The 19,431-nt window shown below is 64.5% G+C and carries 20 protein-coding genes; 13 read left to right on the top strand and 7 right to left on the bottom strand.

The genetic code is table 11. From position 1 onward, the window contains the following. Positions 1-46 precede the first annotated feature (46 nt). The 10 genes from AB4Z42_RS10905 (at position 47) to AB4Z42_RS10860 (ending at position 12,614) form a co-directional block, all read left to right on the top strand. Positions 47-1,543 (top strand): aldehyde dehydrogenase family protein, encoded by a 1,497-nt coding sequence (locus AB4Z42_RS10905; protein ID WP_442009173.1) that lies wholly within the window; start codon positions 47-49, stop codon positions 1,541-1,543. Continuing rightward, a complete protein-coding gene (locus tag AB4Z42_RS10900; protein WP_442009172.1) occupies positions 1,540-2,748 on the top strand; it encodes a CaiB/BaiF CoA transferase family protein in 1,209 nt (402 codons plus the stop codon). Before AB4Z42_RS10905 ends, AB4Z42_RS10900 begins: the two co-directional genes overlap by 4 nt. Before the next feature lie 291 nt (positions 2,749-3,039). Continuing rightward, complete coding sequence (locus tag AB4Z42_RS10895) at positions 3,040-3,852, top strand: MlaE family ABC transporter permease (protein WP_442009171.1); 813 nt, start codon at positions 3,040-3,042, stop codon at positions 3,850-3,852. A gap of 13 nt (positions 3,853-3,865) precedes the next feature. Then, the gene (locus tag AB4Z42_RS10890) at positions 3,866-4,723 is read left to right on the top strand and encodes an MlaE family ABC transporter permease (protein ID WP_442009170.1); all 858 of its coding nucleotides are present in this window, start codon (positions 3,866-3,868) and stop codon (positions 4,721-4,723) included. Positions 4,724-4,736: 13 nt separating this feature from the next. Next, positions 4,737-5,933 carry an MCE family protein gene (locus AB4Z42_RS10885; RefSeq protein ID WP_442009169.1) on the top strand — a complete coding sequence of 399 codons (1,197 nt, stop codon included), beginning with the start codon at positions 4,737-4,739 and terminating at the stop codon, positions 5,931-5,933. Then, a complete protein-coding gene (locus AB4Z42_RS10880) occupies positions 5,930-6,955 on the top strand; it encodes an MCE family protein (protein ID WP_442009168.1) in 1,026 nt (341 codons plus the stop codon). Before AB4Z42_RS10885 ends, AB4Z42_RS10880 begins: the two co-directional genes overlap by 4 nt. Then, positions 6,952-8,055 (top strand): MCE family protein, encoded by a 1,104-nt coding sequence (locus AB4Z42_RS10875; protein WP_442009561.1) that lies wholly within the window; start codon positions 6,952-6,954, stop codon positions 8,053-8,055. The genes AB4Z42_RS10880 and AB4Z42_RS10875 overlap by 4 nt, the downstream gene beginning before the upstream one ends. Then, entirely contained in the window at positions 8,039-9,541 is a 1,503-nt protein-coding gene (locus AB4Z42_RS10870) for an MCE family protein (protein ID WP_442009560.1), read from the top strand. Before AB4Z42_RS10875 ends, AB4Z42_RS10870 begins: the two co-directional genes overlap by 17 nt. Then, on the top strand, positions 9,538-10,884 hold the full coding sequence (locus AB4Z42_RS10865; RefSeq protein ID WP_442009167.1) for an MCE family protein: 1,347 nt from the start codon (positions 9,538-9,540) through the stop codon (positions 10,882-10,884). The genes AB4Z42_RS10870 and AB4Z42_RS10865 overlap by 4 nt, the downstream gene beginning before the upstream one ends. Further along, entirely contained in the window at positions 10,884-12,614 is a 1,731-nt protein-coding gene (locus AB4Z42_RS10860) for an MCE family protein (protein WP_442009166.1), read from the top strand. Before AB4Z42_RS10865 ends, AB4Z42_RS10860 begins: the two co-directional genes overlap by 1 nt. Before the next feature lie 11 nt (positions 12,615-12,625). Here the strand turns inward: AB4Z42_RS10860 and AB4Z42_RS10855 are convergent, their stop codons facing one another. Then, a complete protein-coding gene (locus AB4Z42_RS10855; RefSeq protein WP_442009165.1) occupies positions 12,626-13,150 on the bottom strand; it encodes a hypothetical protein in 525 nt (174 codons plus the stop codon). A gap of 79 nt (positions 13,151-13,229) precedes the next feature. On the opposite strand from AB4Z42_RS10855, the gene AB4Z42_RS10850 reads away from it, so the two are divergent. Continuing rightward, positions 13,230-13,628, top strand: a complete 399-nt coding sequence (locus AB4Z42_RS10850; protein WP_442009164.1) for a hypothetical protein — start codon at positions 13,230-13,232, stop codon at positions 13,626-13,628. A gap of 3 nt (positions 13,629-13,631) precedes the next feature. Here the strand turns inward: AB4Z42_RS10850 and AB4Z42_RS10845 are convergent, their stop codons facing one another. Beyond that, positions 13,632-14,912, bottom strand: coding sequence for a cytochrome P450 (locus tag AB4Z42_RS10845; RefSeq protein WP_442009163.1), 1,281 nt, complete (start codon positions 14,910-14,912; stop codon positions 13,632-13,634). 190 nt (positions 14,913-15,102) lie between these two features. Here AB4Z42_RS10845 and AB4Z42_RS10840 point away from each other — a divergent pair, with 190 nt between their 5' ends. Continuing rightward, positions 15,103-15,720: a TetR/AcrR family transcriptional regulator gene (locus AB4Z42_RS10840; protein ID WP_442009162.1), complete on the top strand. Its 618-nt coding sequence runs from the start codon at positions 15,103-15,105 to the stop codon at positions 15,718-15,720. 8 nt (positions 15,721-15,728) lie between these two features. On the opposite strand, the gene AB4Z42_RS10835 is transcribed toward AB4Z42_RS10840, so the two are convergent. From AB4Z42_RS10835 to AB4Z42_RS10820, 4 genes are read right to left on the bottom strand one after another with little or no spacing between them, the layout of a single operon-like run. Next, positions 15,729-16,184, bottom strand: coding sequence for a hypothetical protein (locus tag AB4Z42_RS10835; RefSeq protein ID WP_442009161.1), 456 nt, complete (start codon positions 16,182-16,184; stop codon positions 15,729-15,731). A 54-nt stretch (positions 16,185-16,238) separates the two neighbouring features. Continuing rightward, entirely contained in the window at positions 16,239-17,393 is a 1,155-nt protein-coding gene (locus tag AB4Z42_RS10830; protein WP_442009160.1) for a thiolase family protein, read from the bottom strand. 17 nt (positions 17,394-17,410) lie between these two features. Further along, positions 17,411-17,830 carry a Zn-ribbon domain-containing OB-fold protein gene (locus tag AB4Z42_RS10825; RefSeq protein WP_442009159.1) on the bottom strand — a complete coding sequence of 140 codons (420 nt, stop codon included), beginning with the start codon at positions 17,828-17,830 and terminating at the stop codon, positions 17,411-17,413. 55 nt (positions 17,831-17,885) lie between these two features. Then, positions 17,886-18,389 carry a hypothetical protein gene (locus AB4Z42_RS10820; protein WP_442009158.1) on the bottom strand — a complete coding sequence of 168 codons (504 nt, stop codon included), beginning with the start codon at positions 18,387-18,389 and terminating at the stop codon, positions 17,886-17,888. Between the two features lie 44 nt (positions 18,390-18,433). On the opposite strand from AB4Z42_RS10820, the gene AB4Z42_RS10815 reads away from it, so the two are divergent. Beyond that, positions 18,434-18,775 carry a hypothetical protein gene (locus AB4Z42_RS10815; protein ID WP_442009157.1) on the top strand — a complete coding sequence of 114 codons (342 nt, stop codon included), beginning with the start codon at positions 18,434-18,436 and terminating at the stop codon, positions 18,773-18,775. A gap of 5 nt (positions 18,776-18,780) precedes the next feature. On the opposite strand, the gene AB4Z42_RS10810 is transcribed toward AB4Z42_RS10815, so the two are convergent. Beyond that, positions 18,781-19,416: a TetR/AcrR family transcriptional regulator gene (locus tag AB4Z42_RS10810; RefSeq protein ID WP_442009156.1), complete on the bottom strand. Its 636-nt coding sequence runs from the start codon at positions 19,414-19,416 to the stop codon at positions 18,781-18,783. Positions 19,417-19,431 lie beyond the last annotated feature (15 nt).

Raw genomic sequence — 19,431 nt, 5'->3', positions numbered from 1 at the left:
AGTTTCCATCACATTGTGTCAAATAGCGCACGAACCGAGGAGGACGATGCAGGAAGCGACAACGATTTCGGGTGATCAACCAGCCGTCGAGACCGCCACGTTCGGTGTCGACCGGCGACTGCTGATCGACGGCAAGCTACTCGAGACATCGCGGACGTTTCCCACGCTCAATCCCGCCACCGGGGAGGTGCTCGGCCACGCGCCGGATGCCACCGTGGCCCACGCCGAATCGGCCGTCGCTGCGGCACGGCGCGCCTTCGATGAGACCGACTGGTCGACGAACATCGAGTTGCGCGTCCGTTGCCTCGAACAGTTCCACCAGGCGCTGATCGACCACCGTGACGAGCTCGCCGCGCTCACCATCGCCGAGGTCGGCGCCACCGAGACGCTGTGCCAGGGCGCCCAGTTGGACCAGCCGATCGCGATCGTCCGCTACTACGCCGATCTTCTGAAGACCTATCCGATGACCGAAGACCTCGGCAACATCGAGAACCGCGGTATGCAGCACCACCGATGGGTGGAGAAGGAGGCGGGCGGCGTCGTCGCCGCGATCATCGCCTACAACTATCCCAACCAGCTGGCGCTGGCCAAGCTGGCGCCCGCACTCGCCGCCGGCTGCACGGTGGTTCTGAAGTCTGCGCCCGACACCCCGCTGATCACACTGGCGCTCGGCGAGCTGATCGCCAACCACACCGACATCCCCGCCGGTGTCGTGAATGTGCTCAGTGGCGCCGATCCCGAGGTCGGTGCCGCACTGACAACGAGCCCCGACGTCGACATGGTGACCTTCACCGGGTCCACGCCAACCGGACGCCGGATCATGTCGGCCGCCAGCGACACCCTCAAGAAGGTGTTCCTGGAACTCGGCGGTAAGTCGGCCGCGATCGTGCTGGACGACGCCGACTTCAACACCGCGGCACTGTTTTCCGCCTTCAGCATGGTCACGCACGCCGGACAGGGTTGTGCGCTGACGTCGCGGCTGTTGGTGAACAAGAAGAATCACGACGAGATCGTCGAGTTGATCAAGAACAACTTCGGCCTGGTGCGTTACGGCAATCCGGCCGACGCCGGCACCTACATGGGTCCCCTGATCAGTGCGAAGCAACGCGACAAGGTCGACGGCATGGTCAAACGCGCCGTCGAGGCGGGGGCCACGCTGGTCACCGGAGGCGAGAAGGTCGATCCCGGCTACTTCTATACCCCGACCCTGCTGACCAACGTTTCGCCCGACAGCGAGATCGCTCAGGAAGAGGTCTTCGGTCCGGTCCTCGTCGTCATCACCTACGAGGACGACGACGACGCAGTGCGGATCGCCAACAACTCCATCTACGGACTCTCCGGTGCCGTGTTCGGCAGTCAGGACCGCGCGCTCGCATTGGCACGTCGCATCCGGACGGGCACCTTCTCCATCAACGGGGGCAACTACTTCAGTCCCGACAGCCCATTCGGCGGCTACAAGCAGTCCGGCATCGGACGCGAGATGGGCATCGCCGGACTCGAAGAGTTCCTGGAGTCCAAGACGTTTGCGACGGTGGTCGCATGAGCGGGCCACTTGACGGAATCCGCGTCCTCGAGGTCGCGATGTACGGCTTCGTGCCCTCGGCGGGGGCCGTGCTGCGCGAGTGGGGCTCCGACGTCATCAAGGTCGAGCACGCCGTGACGGGCGATCCGCAGCGGGGACTACGCCAGACCGGGCTGCTGCGGGTCGAGGGTGACCCGAACCCCAACATCGAGCACGCCAACCGGGGCAAGCGCAGCCTCGGGCTCGACATGTCCGTGCCGGAGGGCAAAGAGGTCCTGCTGGAACTGGCCAAGCGCGCCGACGTCTTCCTCACCAGCTTCCTGCCGGGGCATCGGCAGAAGTTCGGCATCGACGTCGACGACATCCGCGCCGTCAACCCGAAGATCATCTACGCCAGGGGCAGTGCGCTGGGGCCACGCGGCGAAGAGTCGGTCAAGGGCGGCTACGACATGACCGCGTTCTGGTGCCGCGCGGGCACCGCGGCGACGATCACTCCGCCGGGCACACCGGGCATGGTCGGCCCGCCCGGACCGGCCTACGGCGACACCATCTCCGGCACCAACCTCGCGGGCGGGATCGCCGCCGCACTTTTGAAGCGGGAGCGCACCGGCGAGCCGTCGGTGGTGGACGTCTCGCTGCTGGGTAGTGGGCTTTGGTCGCTCGGCCACACGGTGGCGTTGACCAAGCACCTCGGTCAGCGGATGGAGGCCTTCCCGCCCGGCGTGCACGGATCGCCGATCAATCCGCTCGTCGGCCTGTACGCGACGGCCGACGATCGCTACATCTCCTTTGTGATGATGCAGCCCACCAAGTTCTGGGCGGATGTCTGCAAACACATGGACCTCGACGAACTGGCCGACGATCCGCGATTCGCCACCGTCGAGTCGATCGCCGAGAACACGGCGGCCGCGGCGGAGATCCTCAAGGAAGCGATGAGCAAGCGTCCGATCGCGGAGTGGAGCGAACGGTTCGCGACGCTGCTCGGTCCATGGGCGCCGGTGCAAGACACCCTGCAAGCCGCCGAGGACGCGCAGGTCCGCGCCAACGACTATCTGGTGTCCACAGGCGAGCTCGAACTGGTCGCGAACCCGGTGCAGTTCGATGTCAGTCCGCCCGAAACCGGCCCCGCGCCGGGCTTTGCGGAGCAAACTGACGAAATCTTGCTGGAACTTGGATTGGATTGGGACCGAATCATCGAGCTGAAGACGGCCGGCGCCGTCACCTAACAACGAGAGAGGCCAGGGACACAGCCCAAATGCCCTACGTCACTTCGATCGGCACCCAGTTGTCGCGCAGCTGGGGGTTATCCTCCGAGATTCGCGGTTCCTGCGCGGGCATCGGCGTGATCGGCTATGAAGGTGACGTATTCGCCGATGGGGCCGGGGGGCTGCATACCCGTCGAAGCGGAGGTCAGGACTATCGGCAGGGGGATCCATACTGCGCACAGATCAGCTTGGTGCACAATAGCTTTCGGTCTACGGCGGTATCGGCTGTGACCATCCTGGAAGGAACTGCCAATGGCGCGGGGTAGCGGGGCGGAGCGGTGGTCGCCGGGGTTGCCGCAGTTGAGCAGCTTCGCGGGTCCGATGCAGGCCGTCGGCGGGCTCTTTTCGATGTCGGCCGATGCGGTTCGGTTCATATTCCGTCGGCCGTTTCAGTGGCGAGAGTTCTTGGAGCAATGCTGGTTCATCGCTCGTGTCGCGTTGGCGCCGACGTTGCTGGTGGCGATTCCGTTCACGGTGCTGGTCAGCTTCACGCTGAACATTCTTCTTCGCGAGTTGGGTGCGGCCGACCTTTCCGGTGCGGGTGCGGCGTTCGGTGCGGTGACGCAGATCGGCCCGATCGTGACGGTGTTGATCGTCGCGGGTGCGGGTTCGACGGCGATCTGTGCCGATCTGGGGTCGCGGACCATCCGCGAGGAGATCGACGCGATGGAGGTGCTGGGCATCAACCCGGTGCAGCGGTTGGTGACTCCGCGGATGTTGGCCTCAGGGCTGGTCGCGTTGTTGCTCAACAGTTTTGTGGTGGTCATCGGGATTTTGGGGGGCTACTTCTTCTCGGTGTTCATTCAGGATGTGAACCCGGGCGCGTTCGCCGCCGGTATCACGCTGTTGACCGGGGTGCCCGAGGTCGTCATCTCGTGCGTGAAGGCCGCCCTGTTCGGTCTGATCGCCGGCCTCGTCGCCTGCTACCGCGGCTTGTCCATCACCGGCGGCGGCGCCAAGGCAGTCGGCAACGCGGTCAACGAGACCGTGGTCTATGCGTTCATGGCGTTGTTCGTGATCAACGTGGTCGTGACGGCCATCGGTATCCGGATGACGACGGGATAACGCGGAGTCTTCTATGGGAACAGCGACGATCTTGAAGTCAAACTATCCGCGGTTCACGGCCGGGGTGCGGCGCCCAGTGGCGTGGCTCAGCGGTATCGGCGACCACATGATCTTCTACTTGCGCGCGCTGGGCGGGATACCGCACGCGTTCATCCACTTCCGCAAGGAAGTGATCCGGCTGGTCGCCGAGATCTCCATGGGCGCGGGGACGTTGGCGATGATCGGCGGCACCGTCGCGATCGTCGGATTCTTGACGCTGGCCGCCGGCGGAACGCTGGCCGTGCAGGGGTATTCGTCACTGGGCAACATCGGCATCGAAGCGCTGACCGGATTCTTGGCGGCGTTCATCAACGTGCGTATCGCCGCACCGGTGGTGGCAGGTATCGGGCTGGCGGCCACCTTCGGTGCAGGCGTGACCGCTCAGTTGGGCGCGATGCGCATCAACGAGGAGATCGACGCGCTGGAGTCGATGGCGATCCGTCCGGTGGAGTACCTGGTGAGTACGCGCATCATTGCGGGAATGATCGCGATCACTCCGCTGTACTCGATCGCGGTCATCTTGAGTTTCGTTGCCAGCCAGTTCACGACGGTCGTGTTGTTCGGTCAGTCCGGCGGCCTGTACGACCACTACTTCGACACGTTCCTCAACCCGATCGACTTGTTGTGGTCGTTCCTGCAAGCGGTGTTGATGGCGATCACGATCCTGTTGATCCACACCTACTTCGGATACTTCGCGAGCGGCGGGCCATCGGGCGTCGGCGTCGCGGTGGGCAACGCGGTGCGCACCAGTCTCATCGTCGTCGTCTCGGTCACGCTGCTGGTCTCCCTGGCCGTTTACGGCTCCAACGGCAACTTCAACCTCTCCGGATAAGCGACCGACAGCCATGAACTCAAACACCACGCGCGCACTGGCCGGCTTGACCAGCGTTGTCGCGATTGTTGCTGTCATCGCGCTTGCCATTGCACTCTTCCGCGGCGACTTCACGAAAACCGTTCCTGTGACCGTGATCTCGGATCGGGCCGGCCTGGTGATGAATCCCGACGCCAAGGTGAAGATGCGTGGAGTCGAAGTCGGCAGGGTCGCCTCGATCGCGACGAAACCCGACGGCGGCGCCGTGCTGAAGCTGGACATGACCCCCAGTGAGCTGAACCTGATTCCCAGCAATGTCGGAGTGAACATCACGTCATCGACGGTGTTCGGCGCCAAGTACGTCGAGCTCATCCCGCCGGCAGATCCCTCTTCGCAGAAACTGCGCGAGGGACAGGTGATCGAGGGTGAACACGTCACCACCGAGGTCAACACCGTGTTCCAACGGCTCGTCACCGTGTTGAACAAGATCGACCCGGCGAAGCTCGCCGAGACCCTGGGCGCGGTGGCCACGGCCTTCAACGGCCGCGGCGAGAAGATCGGCCGTTCGCTCGAGGATTTCAACGCGTTCCTGGCCAAGATCAACCCCGCCCTGCCGAACCTGTCTCACGACATCGACGCGTCCGTCGGCACGTTCTCCGCATACGCCGACGCCTCGCCCGACCTCATCTCCACCCTCGACAATTCCATCAAGCTCAGCCACTCGATCGTCGATGAACAACAGCATCTCGACGAATTCCTGATCAGTTCAATCGGTTTGGCCGACATCGGCAACGACGTAATCGGGGGCAACCGCCAGGCGCTGACCAACACTCTGGGTGTGCTTGTGCCGACGACGAGCCTGCTCGGGCTGTACCACGAGATGCTGGGCTGCTCCATCGGCGGCCTCGTCCCGTTCACGAAGGGCATAAATCAGTACTCGCACATCCTGTTCAACGCGAGCATCACGCTCGGCGTCGAGCGCTACCGGTGGCCCGAGGATCTGCCCAAGGTCGCTGCCACCACCGGGGGCCGGTCCTTCTGTTCTGAGTTGGGCCTACCCGATGTGCCCCCGGAGTTCCGGCCACCGTTCATCGTGTCCGACACCGGTTCCAACCCGTTCAAGTACGGCAATCAAGGTCTGCTGCTCAACTCCGACGGGCTCAAGCAATGGCTGTTCGGGCCCATCGGGGGACCTCCGCGCAACAGCGCGATGACCGGAATGCCGGGGTGACGCGGATGCGAGGAACATTCATCAAGTTCGGCATCTTCGCCGTCGTCATGGTGGTCTTGACGGCTTTCCTGTTCGCGACGTTCGCCCAAGTCAGGACGGGGTCGGTCAACGATTACTCCGCGCTCTTCAAGGATGCCTCGCGGCTGAAAACGGGCGACACGGTACGCGTCGCCGGCATCCGGGTGGGCACCGTGCAGGACGTCACCTTGGATGCGGATCGCAACGTGCTGGTGAAGTTCGACGCCGGGAAAGACATCAAGCTGACCGACGGCACCAAGGCTCAGATCAAATACCTGAACCTGGTGGGCGATCGTTACCTCGAGCTCGTCGACGCACCAGGATCGACGAAGATTCTTCCCGTAGGCGGTCAGATTCCCATCGACCGCACGGCGTCGGCCATGGACCTCGACCTGTTGCTCGGCGGCCTGAAGCCCGTCATCCGCGGGCTCAACCCCCAGGACGTCAACGCGCTGTCGGCATCGCTGTTGCAGATTCTGCAGGGTCAGGGCGGCACCATCGAATCGCTCTTCTCCAGGACCTCGTCGTTCTCGAATTCCTTGGCGGACAACAACCAGGTGATCGAGCAACTCATCGACGACCTCAGGACGACGTTGAAGACGTTGTCCGAGGACGGCGATCAGTTCACCGAGTCGATCGACAAGTTCGAGGAACTGGTGCGCGGCCTTTCGGAGGACCGCGATCCCATCGGAGAGGCCATCACGGCGCTCGACAACGGCACCGCTTCGATTTCCGACCTACTCGGTAGGGCGCGGCCACCGCTGGACGGCACGATCGATCAGGTCAATCGGCTCGCGGACATCCTGTACAACGACAAGGACACGTTCGACGCCACGCTCCAGCGCCTGCCCGACATCTACCGCAAGCTGGCGCGCGTGGGATCCTACGGTGCGTTCTTCCCCTACTACATCTGCGGAATTGCTTTCCGCGCCAGCGATCTCGAGGGTCGCACCGTCCAATTCCCGTGGATCAGACAAGAGACGGGGAGGTGCCGGGACGAATGAACAAGTACCGCGGATCCGCCCTCGTCCGCGCCGGCTTCATCGGCGTGGTGCTGATCATCCTCGTCATCGCAGTCGGGCTGCAGCCCGAGCGCCTGATGTCCTGGGCCACCTCCTTGCGCTACCAAGCACTATTCGCCGAGGCCGGCGGCCTCACCGTAGGCAACGACGTGACCGTCTCCGGAATCAAGGTTGGGGCTGTGTCGTCGGTCGCACTCGAAAACGGCGATGCGCTAATCGGTTTCACCATCAACGGCAAGTACGCGTTGGGCTCGGACACGTCCGCCCACATCCGCACCGGCACGCTGCTCGGTGAGCGTGTGCTGGCACTGGAGTCCGAAGGCAGCGGCACGTTGTCACCGAACCAGGTCATCCCGACGTCTCGGACGTCCTCGCCGTACTCGCTGACCGAGGCGGTAAGTGATCTGACCGCCAACTCGGCCGGCACCGAAACCGACACTCTCAGCCAGTCGTTGGATACGTTGGCCCAGACACTTGACCAGGTCGCCCCGCAGCTGGGGCCGACGTTCGATGGCCTTTCGCGGGTGTCGAAGGCACTCAACGGCCGCAACGAAAGCCTTGCCGAGTTGCTGAAGGCGGCGGGCGATGTGACCGGGATACTGTCCGAACGCAGCCAGCAGGTTAACGGGTTGATTCTGAACGCGAACGACCTGATCAGCGTGCTCGACGATCGGCGCCTCGCGATCGTCGGCCTGCTGGCCAACACGTCGGCTCTGTCGAGGAATCTGACGGGACTCGTCGCCGAGAACGAAAAGGAACTCGCCCCGGCACTGGAGAAGTTGAACGCCGTCAACCAGATGCTGGAAAAGAACCGCGACAACATCGGCAAGGCGTTGGTCGGCCTGCGCAAATACGAGCTGACACAGGGTGAGATCGTCGCCAACGGTGCGTATTACAACGCGCTTGTGCCCAACATCCAGCCGGCGCAGCTGTTGCAGCCGTTCTTCGACTACGCATTCGGCTTCAGGAACGGCACCAACATCGGCCAGCCGCCGGACACAGCGGGACCGCGTGCCCAACTTCCCTTCCCCGTCAACGGGATTCCACAACCAGGAGATCTTCCCGATGATGGCAACCCGTAAGCGGTTCGCGACGTGGGTCGCGGTGCTGCTGGCCGTCGTGCTGGTGGCAGGGGCGGTGTTCCTGGTGCGTCAGATGTTCTTCGGCCCAAAGACGATCACCGCCTATTTCCCGACGGCGACGGCCATCTACCCAGGCGACGAGGTGCGGGTGTCCGGCGTCGGGGTCGGCACCATCGACAGCATCGAACCAGAGGGCACGCAGACAAAACTGGTCCTCAAGGTCGATCGCGACGTTCCGGTACCTGCCGACGCCAAGGCCGTGATCGTCGCGCAGAACCTGATCTCGGCGCGCTATGTGCAGCTCACACCGGCATACCGGCAGGGCGACGGGCCGACGATGGCCGACGGTGCGTCGATTCCCAGCGACCGAACCGCTGTCCCAGTGGAGTGGGATGAGGTCAAGACCCAATTGATGCGCCTGGCAACCGAATTGGGACCCAAGCCCGGCTCGCAGGGCGCGGTCACGGATACCGCGGTTGGCAGGTTCATCAACAGCGCGGCCAACGCGATGGACGGCAACGGCGAAAAGCTGCGCTCGACGCTGGCCGAGTTATCCGGTGTCGCAAGGGTCTTCGCCGAGGGCAGCGGCAACATCGTCGACATCATCAAGAACCTCCAGATCTTCGTCAGCGCACTGCGCGACAGCAAAGAGCAGATCGTCATTTTCCAGAACCGATTCGCCAGCCTGACCAGCGTGGTCAACAGCAGCAGGTCGGATCTGGACGCGGCGCTTTCGGATCTGTCGACGACGATCGGCGAGGTGCAACGCTTCGTCGCAGGCAGCCGTGACCAGGTCTCTGAGCAGATCAGAAGCCTTGCGGCCGTCACGCAGAACCTGGTGGACAACAAGATGCCGCTGGAGAACGTCCTCCACGTCGCACCGAACGCGATCGCCAACTACCAGAACATCTACTACCCGCCGTCCGGCGGCGTGACCGGAGCGTTCTCGGTTGCCAACCTCGCCAACCCGGTGTGGTTCGTCTGCGGCATGATCGGCGGCGTCGCCAACACCACCGCGCCCGAGACGGCGAAACTGTGCGAGCAGTACCTCGGGCCCGCGCTGAAACTGCTCAGTCTCAACAACCTGCCGCTGCCGATCAATCCGTATCTGCGGCCTACGCCGAGGCCACAAGACCTCATCTACACCGACCCGAAGCTCGCACCCGGAGGCGCGGGGCCGGGAGATGCCCCCGAACCGCCGCCTGCGGTCTCGGCGTATGTCGGTACGGGCGATATTGCGCCGCCGCCTGGCTATGGGGGAGCTGGACTGCCCGCCATGCCGCCGGGTATCTACGGAAACAACGCAAACGAAGCGGCCGTCACGCCGTCGCCTGCGCTGTTCCCGGGCGCGCCGATCCCGGGACCACCGAACATCAAACCGCCTCCGGCGCCGTCCGTTCAGGACATGTTGCTTCCGTCGGCCCCCGCGCCCGCCGCGCCGCCGCCAGGACCGCTGCTGCCCGCGGAAGGGATGCCGCCATCATGATCCGCCGGAATCCACTGAAGACATTGGTCGTCTCGGGATGCTGCCTGGCAATGACGATGACGGGCTGCGCCTACCAGGGAGTGAACTCGTTGCCGCTGCCCGGTGCGGTCGGTCGCGGATCCGACGCGCTGAGGTACACCGTCCAGGTCCCGAACGTCGCCACGCTGGAGTCGAATTCGCCGGTCATGATCAACGACGTCATCGTCGGCAGCGTCGGCAAGATGACCGTCGACGCCTGGCACGCGAACGTCGAGATTTCGGTCAAGCCCGATGTCGTCGTGCCGGCGAACGCCATTGCGTCCGTGGAGCAGACCAGCCTGCTGGGATCGATGCATCTGGCGCTGAACCCGCCGTTGGGTGAACAGCCGAGCGGTCGCCTGCAACCCGGCACCACGCTTCCGCTGAATCGGTCGTCGACCTATCCCACCACCGAGCAGACGCTGTCCTCGCTGTCGACGGTCGTCAACGCGGGCGGTCTGGGACAGATCGGCGATGTCATCCACAACTTCAGCGCCGCGATTTCAGGACGCGAGCCCCAGATTCGTGAGCTCCTCACGCGGCTAGACGAATTCGTCGGAACGCTGGATGCACAGCGCGACGACATCGTTGAGTCCATGAAGGAACTGAACCGGGTCGCAGGCACCTTCGCGAACCAGCGTGACGTGATCGAGCGGGCTCTCAAGGAGATCCCACCGGCGATCGACGTACTCATCAAAGAGCGGCCCAACCTCACGACAGCGTTGGAGAAGCTCGGTACCTTCAGCGACACCACCAGCCAGCTGGTCAACGACAGCGGGGACGATCTGGTGAAGAACTTGAAGGGATTGCTGCCTGCGCTCAACGCGCTGGCCAATATCGGACCACAGCTCGGCCAGGCGCTGGTCTTCGCGACGGCGTTCCCCTATGGTCCGGCCTTCGCCGACAAGATCGCCAAGGGTGATTACATCAACCTGCTCGCCACCTTCGACCTGAGCTATCCGCGGTTGAAGCGCACCATGCTTCTCGGAACCCGTTGGGGCGACGAGGATGCCAAGCTCATTCCGGCGCCGGGCGATCCCTACTTCATGAACTACGCATACGACCCGATCATGGTCGGCGTTGCGCCGCCGCCGACTGAGACTGCCGTGATCACACCGTCCTCGCCGGGCGCACCGCAGCCGTTGTTCGGGCCGGTGTTGCCGATGCTTCCGCCGCCGCCCGCTAGACCGCAGTTCGGTCCAGCGCCGGTGCTACAGGAATCGCAGATCTTCGCCGGTCCCTACGGCGCCGAGGCGCCACCCCCGCCCCCGGCACCGCCGGCCCCTGCTGAATTGCCGGCACCGCCGGCGGGAGGTGGTGGCTGATGCTGACCCGCTTCGTCCGCAACCAGCTGATCATCTTCACCGTCGCCTCGATCATCGGTGTGGCGGTGATGCTGTTCGCCTACATGCAGGTGCCCACGATGCTCAACATCGGCCGCCTCACCGTCACGCTGGAGTTGCCCGCCGCAGGTGGTCTATATCGCTTCTCCAACGTGACCTACCGCGGTGTGCAGATCGGCAAGGTGAAGTCGGTATCACTCACCGAGAATGGCGCCGAGGCGGTGATGTCGCTCGACACGTCGCCCAAGATCCCCGCCGATCTCGAAGCCAACGTGCTCAGCGTGTCAGCGATCGGCGAGCAGTACGTCGATCTGCGACCGCGCACCGACTCCGGACCATACCTAGAGGATGGTTCGCGAATTTCGGTGTCCAACACCACGATCCCGCAGCAGGTCGGCCCGATGCTGGACCAGGTCAGCTCATTGGTGAAGAGCATCCCCGGCGACCGGATCTCCGATCTCCTCGACGAGACGTTCAAGGCGTTCAACGGCGCGGGGCCCGACTTCGGCTCGCTGATCGACTCGGGCAACAAGTTGTCTGAGCAACTCAACAGTGTCTCCGACGAGTCGCTCGGCTTGATCAATGACAGTGGCCCGCTGCTGGATTCGCAGGCCGAGACGGCCGACGCGATCCGTACCTGGGCGCGCAGCCTCGAGGGGATCAGCGGTCAGCTCGTTCAGAACGACCCCCAGATACGCACACTGTTGGAACGGGGGCCGGGCTTCGCGCAAGAAGTTTCGGGGCTGCTCAACCAGATCAAGCCGACACTGCCGGTGTTGCTGGCGAACCTCACCACCATCGGTCAGATTCTGGTCACCTACAACCCGTCGCTCGAACAGCTCCTGGTGACGTTCCCCAACACACTTTCTGCCCAGCAGGCTTTCGGACTTGGCAAGAACAACCCGACGGGCTTGGCGATCAGCGATTTCGCGCTGACCATCTCTGATCCGATCCCGTGCACGGTGGGCTTCCTGCCGCCGTCGCAGTGGCGCTCACCCGCCGACACCACCGTGATCGACACGCCGGACGACCTGTACTGCAAGCTGCCACAGGACTCCCCGATCGGGGTGCGCGGCGCCCGTAACTATCCGTGCATGGGACACCCGGGCAAACGCGCGCCGACCGTGGAGCTTTGCGACGACCCCAAGGGCTTCAAGCCAACGGCACTGAAAGAGCACACCTTTGGGCCGGCGCCGTTCGACCCGAACGTCGTCTCGCAGGGATTCGACGTCGATGACCGCGTCGACTTCCGAGAGCGGATCTTCGCGCAGCTACAGGGCACGCCTCTGCCGCCGGGCGCCGTGCCGTCGGGGACACCTCCCGGCATACCCAATCCGCTGTACGCCCCCATCGGGCCCGCCCCGGGGGCGGCGCCACTGCCGCCGCCTCCTGCGGCACCTCTGCCGCTACCGCCGCCTCCCGCGGGGAACTCGCTGAACGGTGTGCCCATCGCGCCCGCGCCACCGGCGCCTGCGATGGCTCCGCCACCGGCGCCCGGGATGGCTCCTCCCGCTGAAGTGCCACATGGCGGTGGCGTGCCTGCAGCGCCAAGTGCGTTCAACGGCAACGAGTCCGACGGACCGTCTGTCGCCGCGGTCCCGTATGACCCGAACACCGGGCAGTTCGTGACACCCGACGGTCAGGTGCAGACGCTGACCAACGTGGCTGCCGGACATGCACCGAAGACGTGGAAGGACTTGATGCCGATGTGACTGGAGCAGCGTTAGGACAACTGCTCCAGCTTCATCGGTGTCTCAATGACGAGGGGCTTGTTGCTGCCGCATGAGCCGCTCGGGCTGACCGTCCGCTGACGGCCGACCAAGAAATTGACGATCTTCATATCCCGTTCGGTGGAGACCGGATCGAATCCCCAGAACTGGAACCGCTGCTCGCCGGGCGCGACGCCCCCGCCGGGGCAGAACTGCCAATCGGCGATGGTGCGATCGACGACCCAGTAGCCGTTCGGGTACCCGTACCACAACCGCGCGGTCCAACCCGCCGAACTCACTGCCGTGCCCTCGCATTGGATCGGGCTGACACAGTCCGAGGAGAGTGTCCATGTCTCGTCGATGGTCGGCATGTCCTTGCGCACATCGTTGACTTGGGCGAAATTGCCATTCGCGTAGAAGTGGTAGGTGCCGTTGAGTGCGATGCCGTAATCCGTTGCCTGCGCCGCGGGGGTTGCGCTGAGACCCGCTGCGACGGTCATGGCCGCTACCGCACCGGCGGCGATCGTAAATCCACGCATAGCTCGAAAGCCTATCTTGGCCGGTAGCGATCCTCTTCGAAAGCGAGAATTTGATTCCCTCGCATGTGAGAATGATTCGGTGCGATCCACTGTCGCAGTGCTTGCTGCAGCCCTGACCGCAGGTTCGATCATCGCATCGCCTGCGGCCTCAGCCGGCCCGGTGCTGTGCAACGAGCCCAACTGCGTACCGGGCATCCAGCCTGGTGTCGTGCTGGGCTCGTACTGCAACAACACCAAGTACTACGCGTTCGGCGTGACGTCGTGGGGACGGGTGGTCTTCTGCGGAACGGCGAGGCGCTACGAACCGCGCTGGTTCCGGTCGCCGGAATTGCGCGGAATCAAGGACTACATGAGTGATTGCGCCGGCTACGACGGTGAGGTCGCCCAGGCGCCCGACGGGATGTTCCTGACGTGCGTGACTCGGGAGGACGGATTCCCGAGATGGGAAAGCGGAGAGCAGCTTCGGCCCGCTCCCTGACCCCTATCCGACGGGCTTGAACTCGATGTTGATCTCGGTGAGCCCACGCAGGATGAACGTCGGCTCGTAGACGTATTCACGCGCATCGATGGGCCCGTGCTTCTCCTCGCTGACCGTGATGTCTGCCATCCGGTCAAGGATGCGCTCGATCGAGACCCGCCCTTCCACGCGCGCCAGTGGGGCGCCAGGGCACGAGTGGATGCCGCGGCTGAACGCGATGTGCTCGCGGACGTTCTTGCGGTCGAGTGAGAACTCGTGCGGGTTTTCGAAGCGCTCGGGATCGCGGTTGGCGGCGCCGGGGCTGACCATCACGGTGGTCCCCGCGGGAACCGGGGTGTCGCCGAGTGTCGTTGTCTTGCGGGCCATCCGGAACACGCTCTTCACGGGGCTGTCCATGCGCAGGCATTCTTCGATGAAGACCGGGATGAGCGTGCGGTCGTCGCGCAACTGCTGCTGGATGTCGGGCCGATCGCTCAGGACGCGCATGGCGGCGCCGAGCAGCTTGGCCGTCGTCTCCTGACCCGCGGCGAACAAGAACGTCGCCGTCCGCACGACGTCGACCACCTCAGGGGTCGAGCCGTCCGGGTACTTCGCGGTCGCGATCGAGGTCAGCACATCGTCACGGGGCGATGCGCGGCGTTCCTCGATATAGCGGGAGAACTTCTCGTCGGCCCACGCCAGCGGATTCACGGCGATCACCTCGTGGTCGAGGCTGCCGATGTTGGTTCCCTCGCCTAGGGCGCCGAATGCCTGGCGGAAGTCCTCGTGGTCTTCCTCAGGCACACCGAGTAGGTCGGCCACGACCAACAGCGAGAACGGCTTGGCGTACGCATTGAGGAACTCGCAGTGGCCCGCAGCGATGAATTCGTCGATGTGGCGATCGGCCAGCCGCCACATGAAGTCCTCGTTCTCCTTGAGCCGCTTGGGGGTCAGCAGCCGTGAGAGGACCGAGCGGGCGTCCGTGTGATGCGGCGGGTCCATCGTGACCATGTGCTCGTGCATGATGATCTCGGTGCGGTGCTCCTCGAGCTGCGCGCAGATGTCGTCACCCTCGGGTGTGAACGGCAGCGGTGTGAACGGGCCCATCACAGCCACGCAGGAGGAGTAGTTCTCGGTGTCCTTATAGACCGAGTTGGCGGCTTCCCAGCCGGTCACCGCCAGCACGTTGTTGGTGATCGGGCAACACACCGGATCCTTCGTGCGCACGTGGTCGTAGTACGGGTGCGGGTCGGGCACCAACGACGGGTCGGTGAAGTAGTCGATTGAGTCGAAGTCAGTGGTCATCGGCTTTCGAGTCCTCCAGAGTCGGCGCTTGCCCGCGTCGTGGCTGTCAATGAGATGGCCGTCCAGTGGATCCGGTTGGCCGAATATGCTGAGCACCTGCTTAGCATGGGGTTAAGGTCGAGGTCAAGAACGCATCACCACTACGATCGGCGTGTCGCAACGGCTGACGTCGGGAAAGAGGATTGATGGCATGGCCGAGGTTCCTGGGGGGCTGCGAAGGATCGGGGCGCCGGAGGCGAAGAATCGCGGCGTGCTGCTCGACGCCGCCGAGAAGCTGCTTCTCGAGGAGGGCTACGCAGCGGTCACCTCGCGCCGGGTCGCGGAGAAGGCGGGCCTCAAGCCGCAACTGGTCCACTATTACTTCCGCACCATGGAGGATCTCTTCCTTGCGGTGTTCCGCCGCATGGCCGAAGCCGGGCTGAGCGTTCTCTCGACGGCGCTGGCGTCGCCGCAGCCGCTGTGGTCGCTGTGGAGGTTCAGCACGCAGCCCGAGGCCACCCGGCTGACGATGGAGTTCATGGGGCTGGCCAATCACCGCAAGGCGCTGCGCGCGGAGATCGTCTACTACGCCGAACGATTCCGGGAAGAGCAGAACGCGGCGATCGCCGCGGCGCTCGCCCGCTACGGCGTCGCGTCCAGTGACATTCCGCCTGTGGTGTGGACGGTGTTCGCAACCAGCGTGTCGCAGGGCCTGGTGATGGAACGGGCACTCGGCATGACCACCGGCCACGCCGAGACGTTCGCATATTGCGAGCAATGGATTCGCCGGCTCGAGGGCGAGCCGCTTCCGGTCGACGGCGAAAAGTGAGACCGCTGCTACCAATTGCGAATCGAGCAGAGCGCGCCCTTGGGCCCTTGATGGGTGGCGACCACCACCCCGTCCACCGCGAGGATGCAATGGACGTTGGGGGATAAGCCTGTTTCGCCCCTCGCCACGACCATCGCCCAGTCGTTGGGGTTGGCGAGCTGGACGTCGAGGTTCCACTGTTGATCCGGTCCGACGTCGGCGTTCACCTTGGGCGTGTAGACGTACGGGTTGTGGCTGTAATCGGCCCAGTTCGGCGGGTCGATGTCGCGGTAGTAGATATCGAGGTAGGCAGGCCCCTCGGTGAACACGGTGTATTTGACGTTGTGCATAGGGGCGGGCGGCGGGCCCTGCGCGATCGCGGGCACGCTCGCGGCGGCCACACCCGAAAGGGTCATGACGGTCACCGAGAGGAGCCGGAGCAATGCTCTGGCGCTCGAAACACGGGTTGCCGCCGGAAACTTCATTGCCGAGATTTTAGAACCATGTTTCCGCACTGTGGGCCGAATACCCGATCTTGCTCAGACCGAAAGGATGGTCGCTGAGGCGGTGCCGGGCGCGCCGTACACCTGTGCCAACCCGACCTTGGGCTCCCCGGGTACCTGGCGCTCGCCCGCCTCGCCACGAAGCTGGCGCACCAACTCGTGGACCTGACGCAGGCCGGACGCACCGATCGGCTCGCCATTGGCGATCAGCCCGCCGTCGGTGTTGACCGGAATGGTGCCGTGGATTTCGGTCGCCCCGTCGGCCAGCAGCTTCTCCTGCTCACCGTCGGCACACAGACCCGTCTCGGCCATGTGGATGACCTCTGCGCCCGCGTCGGTGTCCTGCAGCTGGGCGATGTCGACGTCGTCGGGACCGATGCCCGCAGCTTCATACGCGGCCTTGGCGGCATAGACCGTCGGCGAGGGGTCCTCGTCGAGCGGCGCGGAGGTGGCATGCACCTCGTAGGCCCCGTAGGTACGCGTACGAATCTCGCTGGCGCGCACGAACACCGGCTTGTCGGTGAACTTGTGTGCGATGTCGCCGCGGCACATGATCACCGCGGCCGCCCCCTCGTCGGGCGCGCAGAACATGTACTGCGTCAGCGGGTAGTTGAGCACCGTCGAGTTGAGGATCTCGTCGACCGAGATCTCCTTGCGGCGGAACGCGTTCGGGTTCATCGCACCGTTGCGGAAGTTCTTGTTGGCCACCCGCGCCAGCGTCTCCTGCGAGATGCCGTGCTTGTGGAGGTAGTGGTTGGCCTTGATGCCGAAGAACTTGGTCGTCACGAACTGACCGTTCTCGGCGTACCACTGGGGCAGTGCGAGCTTGGCGGGATCGTCGGTGAACGCTCCGCGTGGATGCTTGTCCAGGCCGATGGCGATCCCGATGTCGTACTTACCGAGGCGGATGGTGTCCGCTGTCTGCTGAATGGCCGATGCCGCGGTGGCGCAGGCGTTGAACACATTCGTGAAGGTGATGCCGGTCAGTCCCACCAGTCGGGTCACCGCGTCGGGATTGGACACCTCGTAGCTGCCGCCGAAGCCGAACTGAATGTCCTTCCACTCGACGCCCGCGTCGGTCAGGGCCAGCTGGATCGCTTCTGCGCCCATCTCCATCGCGGTCTTGTCGAACCGGCCGAACGGGTGCAGTCCCACCCCGATGATCGCGACTGTGTCGGCTTTGGTCGTCATGGTGCTTTGCGTCCTCTCTAGACCGGTTGGAAGGCGAACGTGACGATCTCGTTGCCCTCGTCGTCGGTGGTGAACGGCACCATGGTCAGCTCGACCTCCATGCCGAATTCCAGCTTCTGCGGATCGTTCTCGGTGAGGCGGCCCTCGACGCGGATGACGTCGTCGAGTTGCACCAGGCCGACGCCGAACGGCACGAAGTCCTTGCCGGTGGGGCCCTTGTAGGGCGCACCGGGTGGGAACCCCTGAGTCGTCCAGGCCACCAGGGTGCCGCGGCGGGGGAGTCGCACATCCGACGTCTCGCCGCTGCTGCACCGCGGGCAGCGCTGCTGGACGGGAAATGCCGTCGCGCCGCATGCGCCGCAGCGGCTGCCGATCAGCTGCGGGTTCTCGTCGGGCCACGTGGAGATCTCGGGTGCGAGCGCTATCTGTGTGGACACGGGTTGACCATAATCGGAAATGACGTTCTCGTCTAGAGAGAATCGATCGCCGACATCATCGATCGCGGCCACTCGCGAGCCTCGCGACGTCGGCCTCGATCTCCTCGACGCGTGCGCGATCGATTCCCCACGGCTCGTCCACGCCGACGCGGCGATCGAGGTCCCACAGAACGCACTGCTCACCCGGTTGCGCCACCACCGACCACGCGATCACCGTCCTGCGCAGTTGTTCATGGGATGAATCCGTGACCACTCCGACGGGGGCACCGCCCTCGGGATGGTGATGCAGGAACCGGCCGTACGCCTTGTCGCAGAACGCGGCATAGCGGGCGGTGCAAAGGATCAGGCCGTGCCACGCCTCGTCCACCGCGTGTGACGGCATGCCGATCATCTGGTTGTCGCGCAGTGCCGCCGCACAACACCGCAGCCACTGTCGCAACCCGGTGTCGATGAGTTCGCGCGGCTGCCACGGACACGTCTTGAATACAGCGGGCGGAAGCTCGAGTTCCGACGCTGCGTCCAGCACGCGATCGACCGGGTCACCGCGCCAACGCCGCACGTCATCACCCTATGCGTCCCGCTGAGTCGGCGTAATATCCGATCATGGGTCTGGGGGGATACATCGCACTCGGCGTTCTCGTCGCGTTCGTGGGGCTCGCCGCGACCGCGTTTTTGCATAGTCCGCGACGCCACCGATCGCAGCGCCGCAGAGGCAGTTCGACCGGCCAGACGTTCGCCGTGCACGATCCCTCCGACGACCCTCACTGGCAGGCGTATTCGGAGCGCAAGTCGGCACGCAAAGGCAAGCGCCGCAGAATCTGGGCCGCGGGAACTGCCGGCGCCGTGGGAACGTCGTCGACCGACATCGGCAGCGGGTGCGGTGCCGGTTGTGGCGCAGGCTGCGGTGGTGGGGGAGGCTGCGGAGGCGGTTGCGGCGGAGGCTGATTCGCCTACCGGTTGTAGCCGTCCAGGAGTGCGGTGATGTCGCGGCCGACGACCTCGGCGTAGGACCGATCGCCGTACGTGCCCATGGCCCAGTGCCGAGCGCCCTCACTGACCATCGACTGTGCGACGTGCGCGACGTGCGCGATATCGAAATCGGCGGCCAGCTTGCCGTCCTCGCGAGCCTTGGCGAATACCTCGACGAAGATCACCGACGTGCGCTCCAGGTGATCGTGGCCCGCGGCCGCCTGCCGGTATCCCTCCAGGATCGCCTCGAGAAGAAGTTCGGGCGTGCTGTTGCGCATCGTCGCTTCGAGGCTGCCGAGAACCGCGGTGATGACCGACGACACCACATACGGCTTGCGCATGATCTCGCGCGCCGTCTCGTGGGCGGCATCGGTCGACAGCATGCCGATTTCGAACAGCACGTCCTCTTTGCGCGGGAAATAGAAGTAGAACAACGCCTTCGAGACGCCCGCGGCGCGGCAGATGTCGGCCACCGTCGTCTTCGTGTACCCGTTGGTGCGCCACAACGCCATCGCGGATTGCACAAGGGCTTGCTTGGTTGCGTGCGAACGCGCCTGCTGAAAAGAGGCTCGGCGCTGACCCTGGTCAGCAACTGGGCGCCGCGCTATCTCCGTCATTGGCAAGGGTTTCCC

Origin of the sequence: Mycobacterium sp. 2YAF39 (genome assembly GCF_052114565.1) — a bacterium.
Taxonomy (GTDB): domain Bacteria; phylum Actinomycetota; class Actinomycetes; order Mycobacteriales; family Mycobacteriaceae; genus Mycobacterium.
Note: the sequence above shows the minus strand (reverse complement) of the source record. Positions and strands in the feature narration are given on the sequence as shown.

What these genes read in the sequence shown, in the direction of transcription:
- AB4Z42_RS10840 (WP_442009162.1), top strand. Translation starts at nt 15,103, where the DNA reads ATGGCCGAGGTTCCTGGGGGGCTGCGAAGGATCGGGGCGCCGGAGGCG.
- AB4Z42_RS10890 (WP_442009170.1), top strand. Translation starts at nt 3,866, where the DNA reads ATGGGAACAGCGACGATCTTGAAGTCAAACTATCCGCGGTTCACGGCC.
- AB4Z42_RS10855 (WP_442009165.1), bottom strand. Translation starts at nt 13,150, where the DNA reads ATGCGTGGATTTACGATCGCCGCCGGTGCGGTAGCGGCCATGACCGTC.
- AB4Z42_RS10860 (WP_442009166.1), top strand. Translation starts at nt 10,884, where the DNA reads ATGCTGACCCGCTTCGTCCGCAACCAGCTGATCATCTTCACCGTCGCC.
- AB4Z42_RS10895 (WP_442009171.1), top strand. Translation starts at nt 3,040, where the DNA reads ATGGCGCGGGGTAGCGGGGCGGAGCGGTGGTCGCCGGGGTTGCCGCAG.
- AB4Z42_RS10845 (WP_442009163.1), bottom strand. Translation starts at nt 14,912, where the DNA reads ATGACCACTGACTTCGACTCAATCGACTACTTCACCGACCCGTCGTTG.
- AB4Z42_RS10810 (WP_442009156.1), bottom strand. Translation starts at nt 19,416, where the DNA reads ATGACGGAGATAGCGCGGCGCCCAGTTGCTGACCAGGGTCAGCGCCGA.
- AB4Z42_RS10815 (WP_442009157.1), top strand. Translation starts at nt 18,434, where the DNA reads ATGGGTCTGGGGGGATACATCGCACTCGGCGTTCTCGTCGCGTTCGTG.
- AB4Z42_RS10905 (WP_442009173.1), top strand. Translation starts at nt 47, where the DNA reads ATGCAGGAAGCGACAACGATTTCGGGTGATCAACCAGCCGTCGAGACC.
- AB4Z42_RS10830 (WP_442009160.1), bottom strand. Translation starts at nt 17,393, where the DNA reads ATGACGACCAAAGCCGACACAGTCGCGATCATCGGGGTGGGACTGCAC.
- AB4Z42_RS10865 (WP_442009167.1), top strand. Translation starts at nt 9,538, where the DNA reads ATGATCCGCCGGAATCCACTGAAGACATTGGTCGTCTCGGGATGCTGC.
- AB4Z42_RS10835 (WP_442009161.1), bottom strand. Translation starts at nt 16,184, where the DNA reads ATGAAGTTTCCGGCGGCAACCCGTGTTTCGAGCGCCAGAGCATTGCTC.
- AB4Z42_RS10870 (WP_442009560.1), top strand. Translation starts at nt 8,039, where the DNA reads ATGATGGCAACCCGTAAGCGGTTCGCGACGTGGGTCGCGGTGCTGCTG.
- AB4Z42_RS10885 (WP_442009169.1), top strand. Translation starts at nt 4,737, where the DNA reads ATGAACTCAAACACCACGCGCGCACTGGCCGGCTTGACCAGCGTTGTC.
- AB4Z42_RS10875 (WP_442009561.1), top strand. Translation starts at nt 6,952, where the DNA reads ATGAACAAGTACCGCGGATCCGCCCTCGTCCGCGCCGGCTTCATCGGC.
- AB4Z42_RS10900 (WP_442009172.1), top strand. Translation starts at nt 1,540, where the DNA reads ATGAGCGGGCCACTTGACGGAATCCGCGTCCTCGAGGTCGCGATGTAC.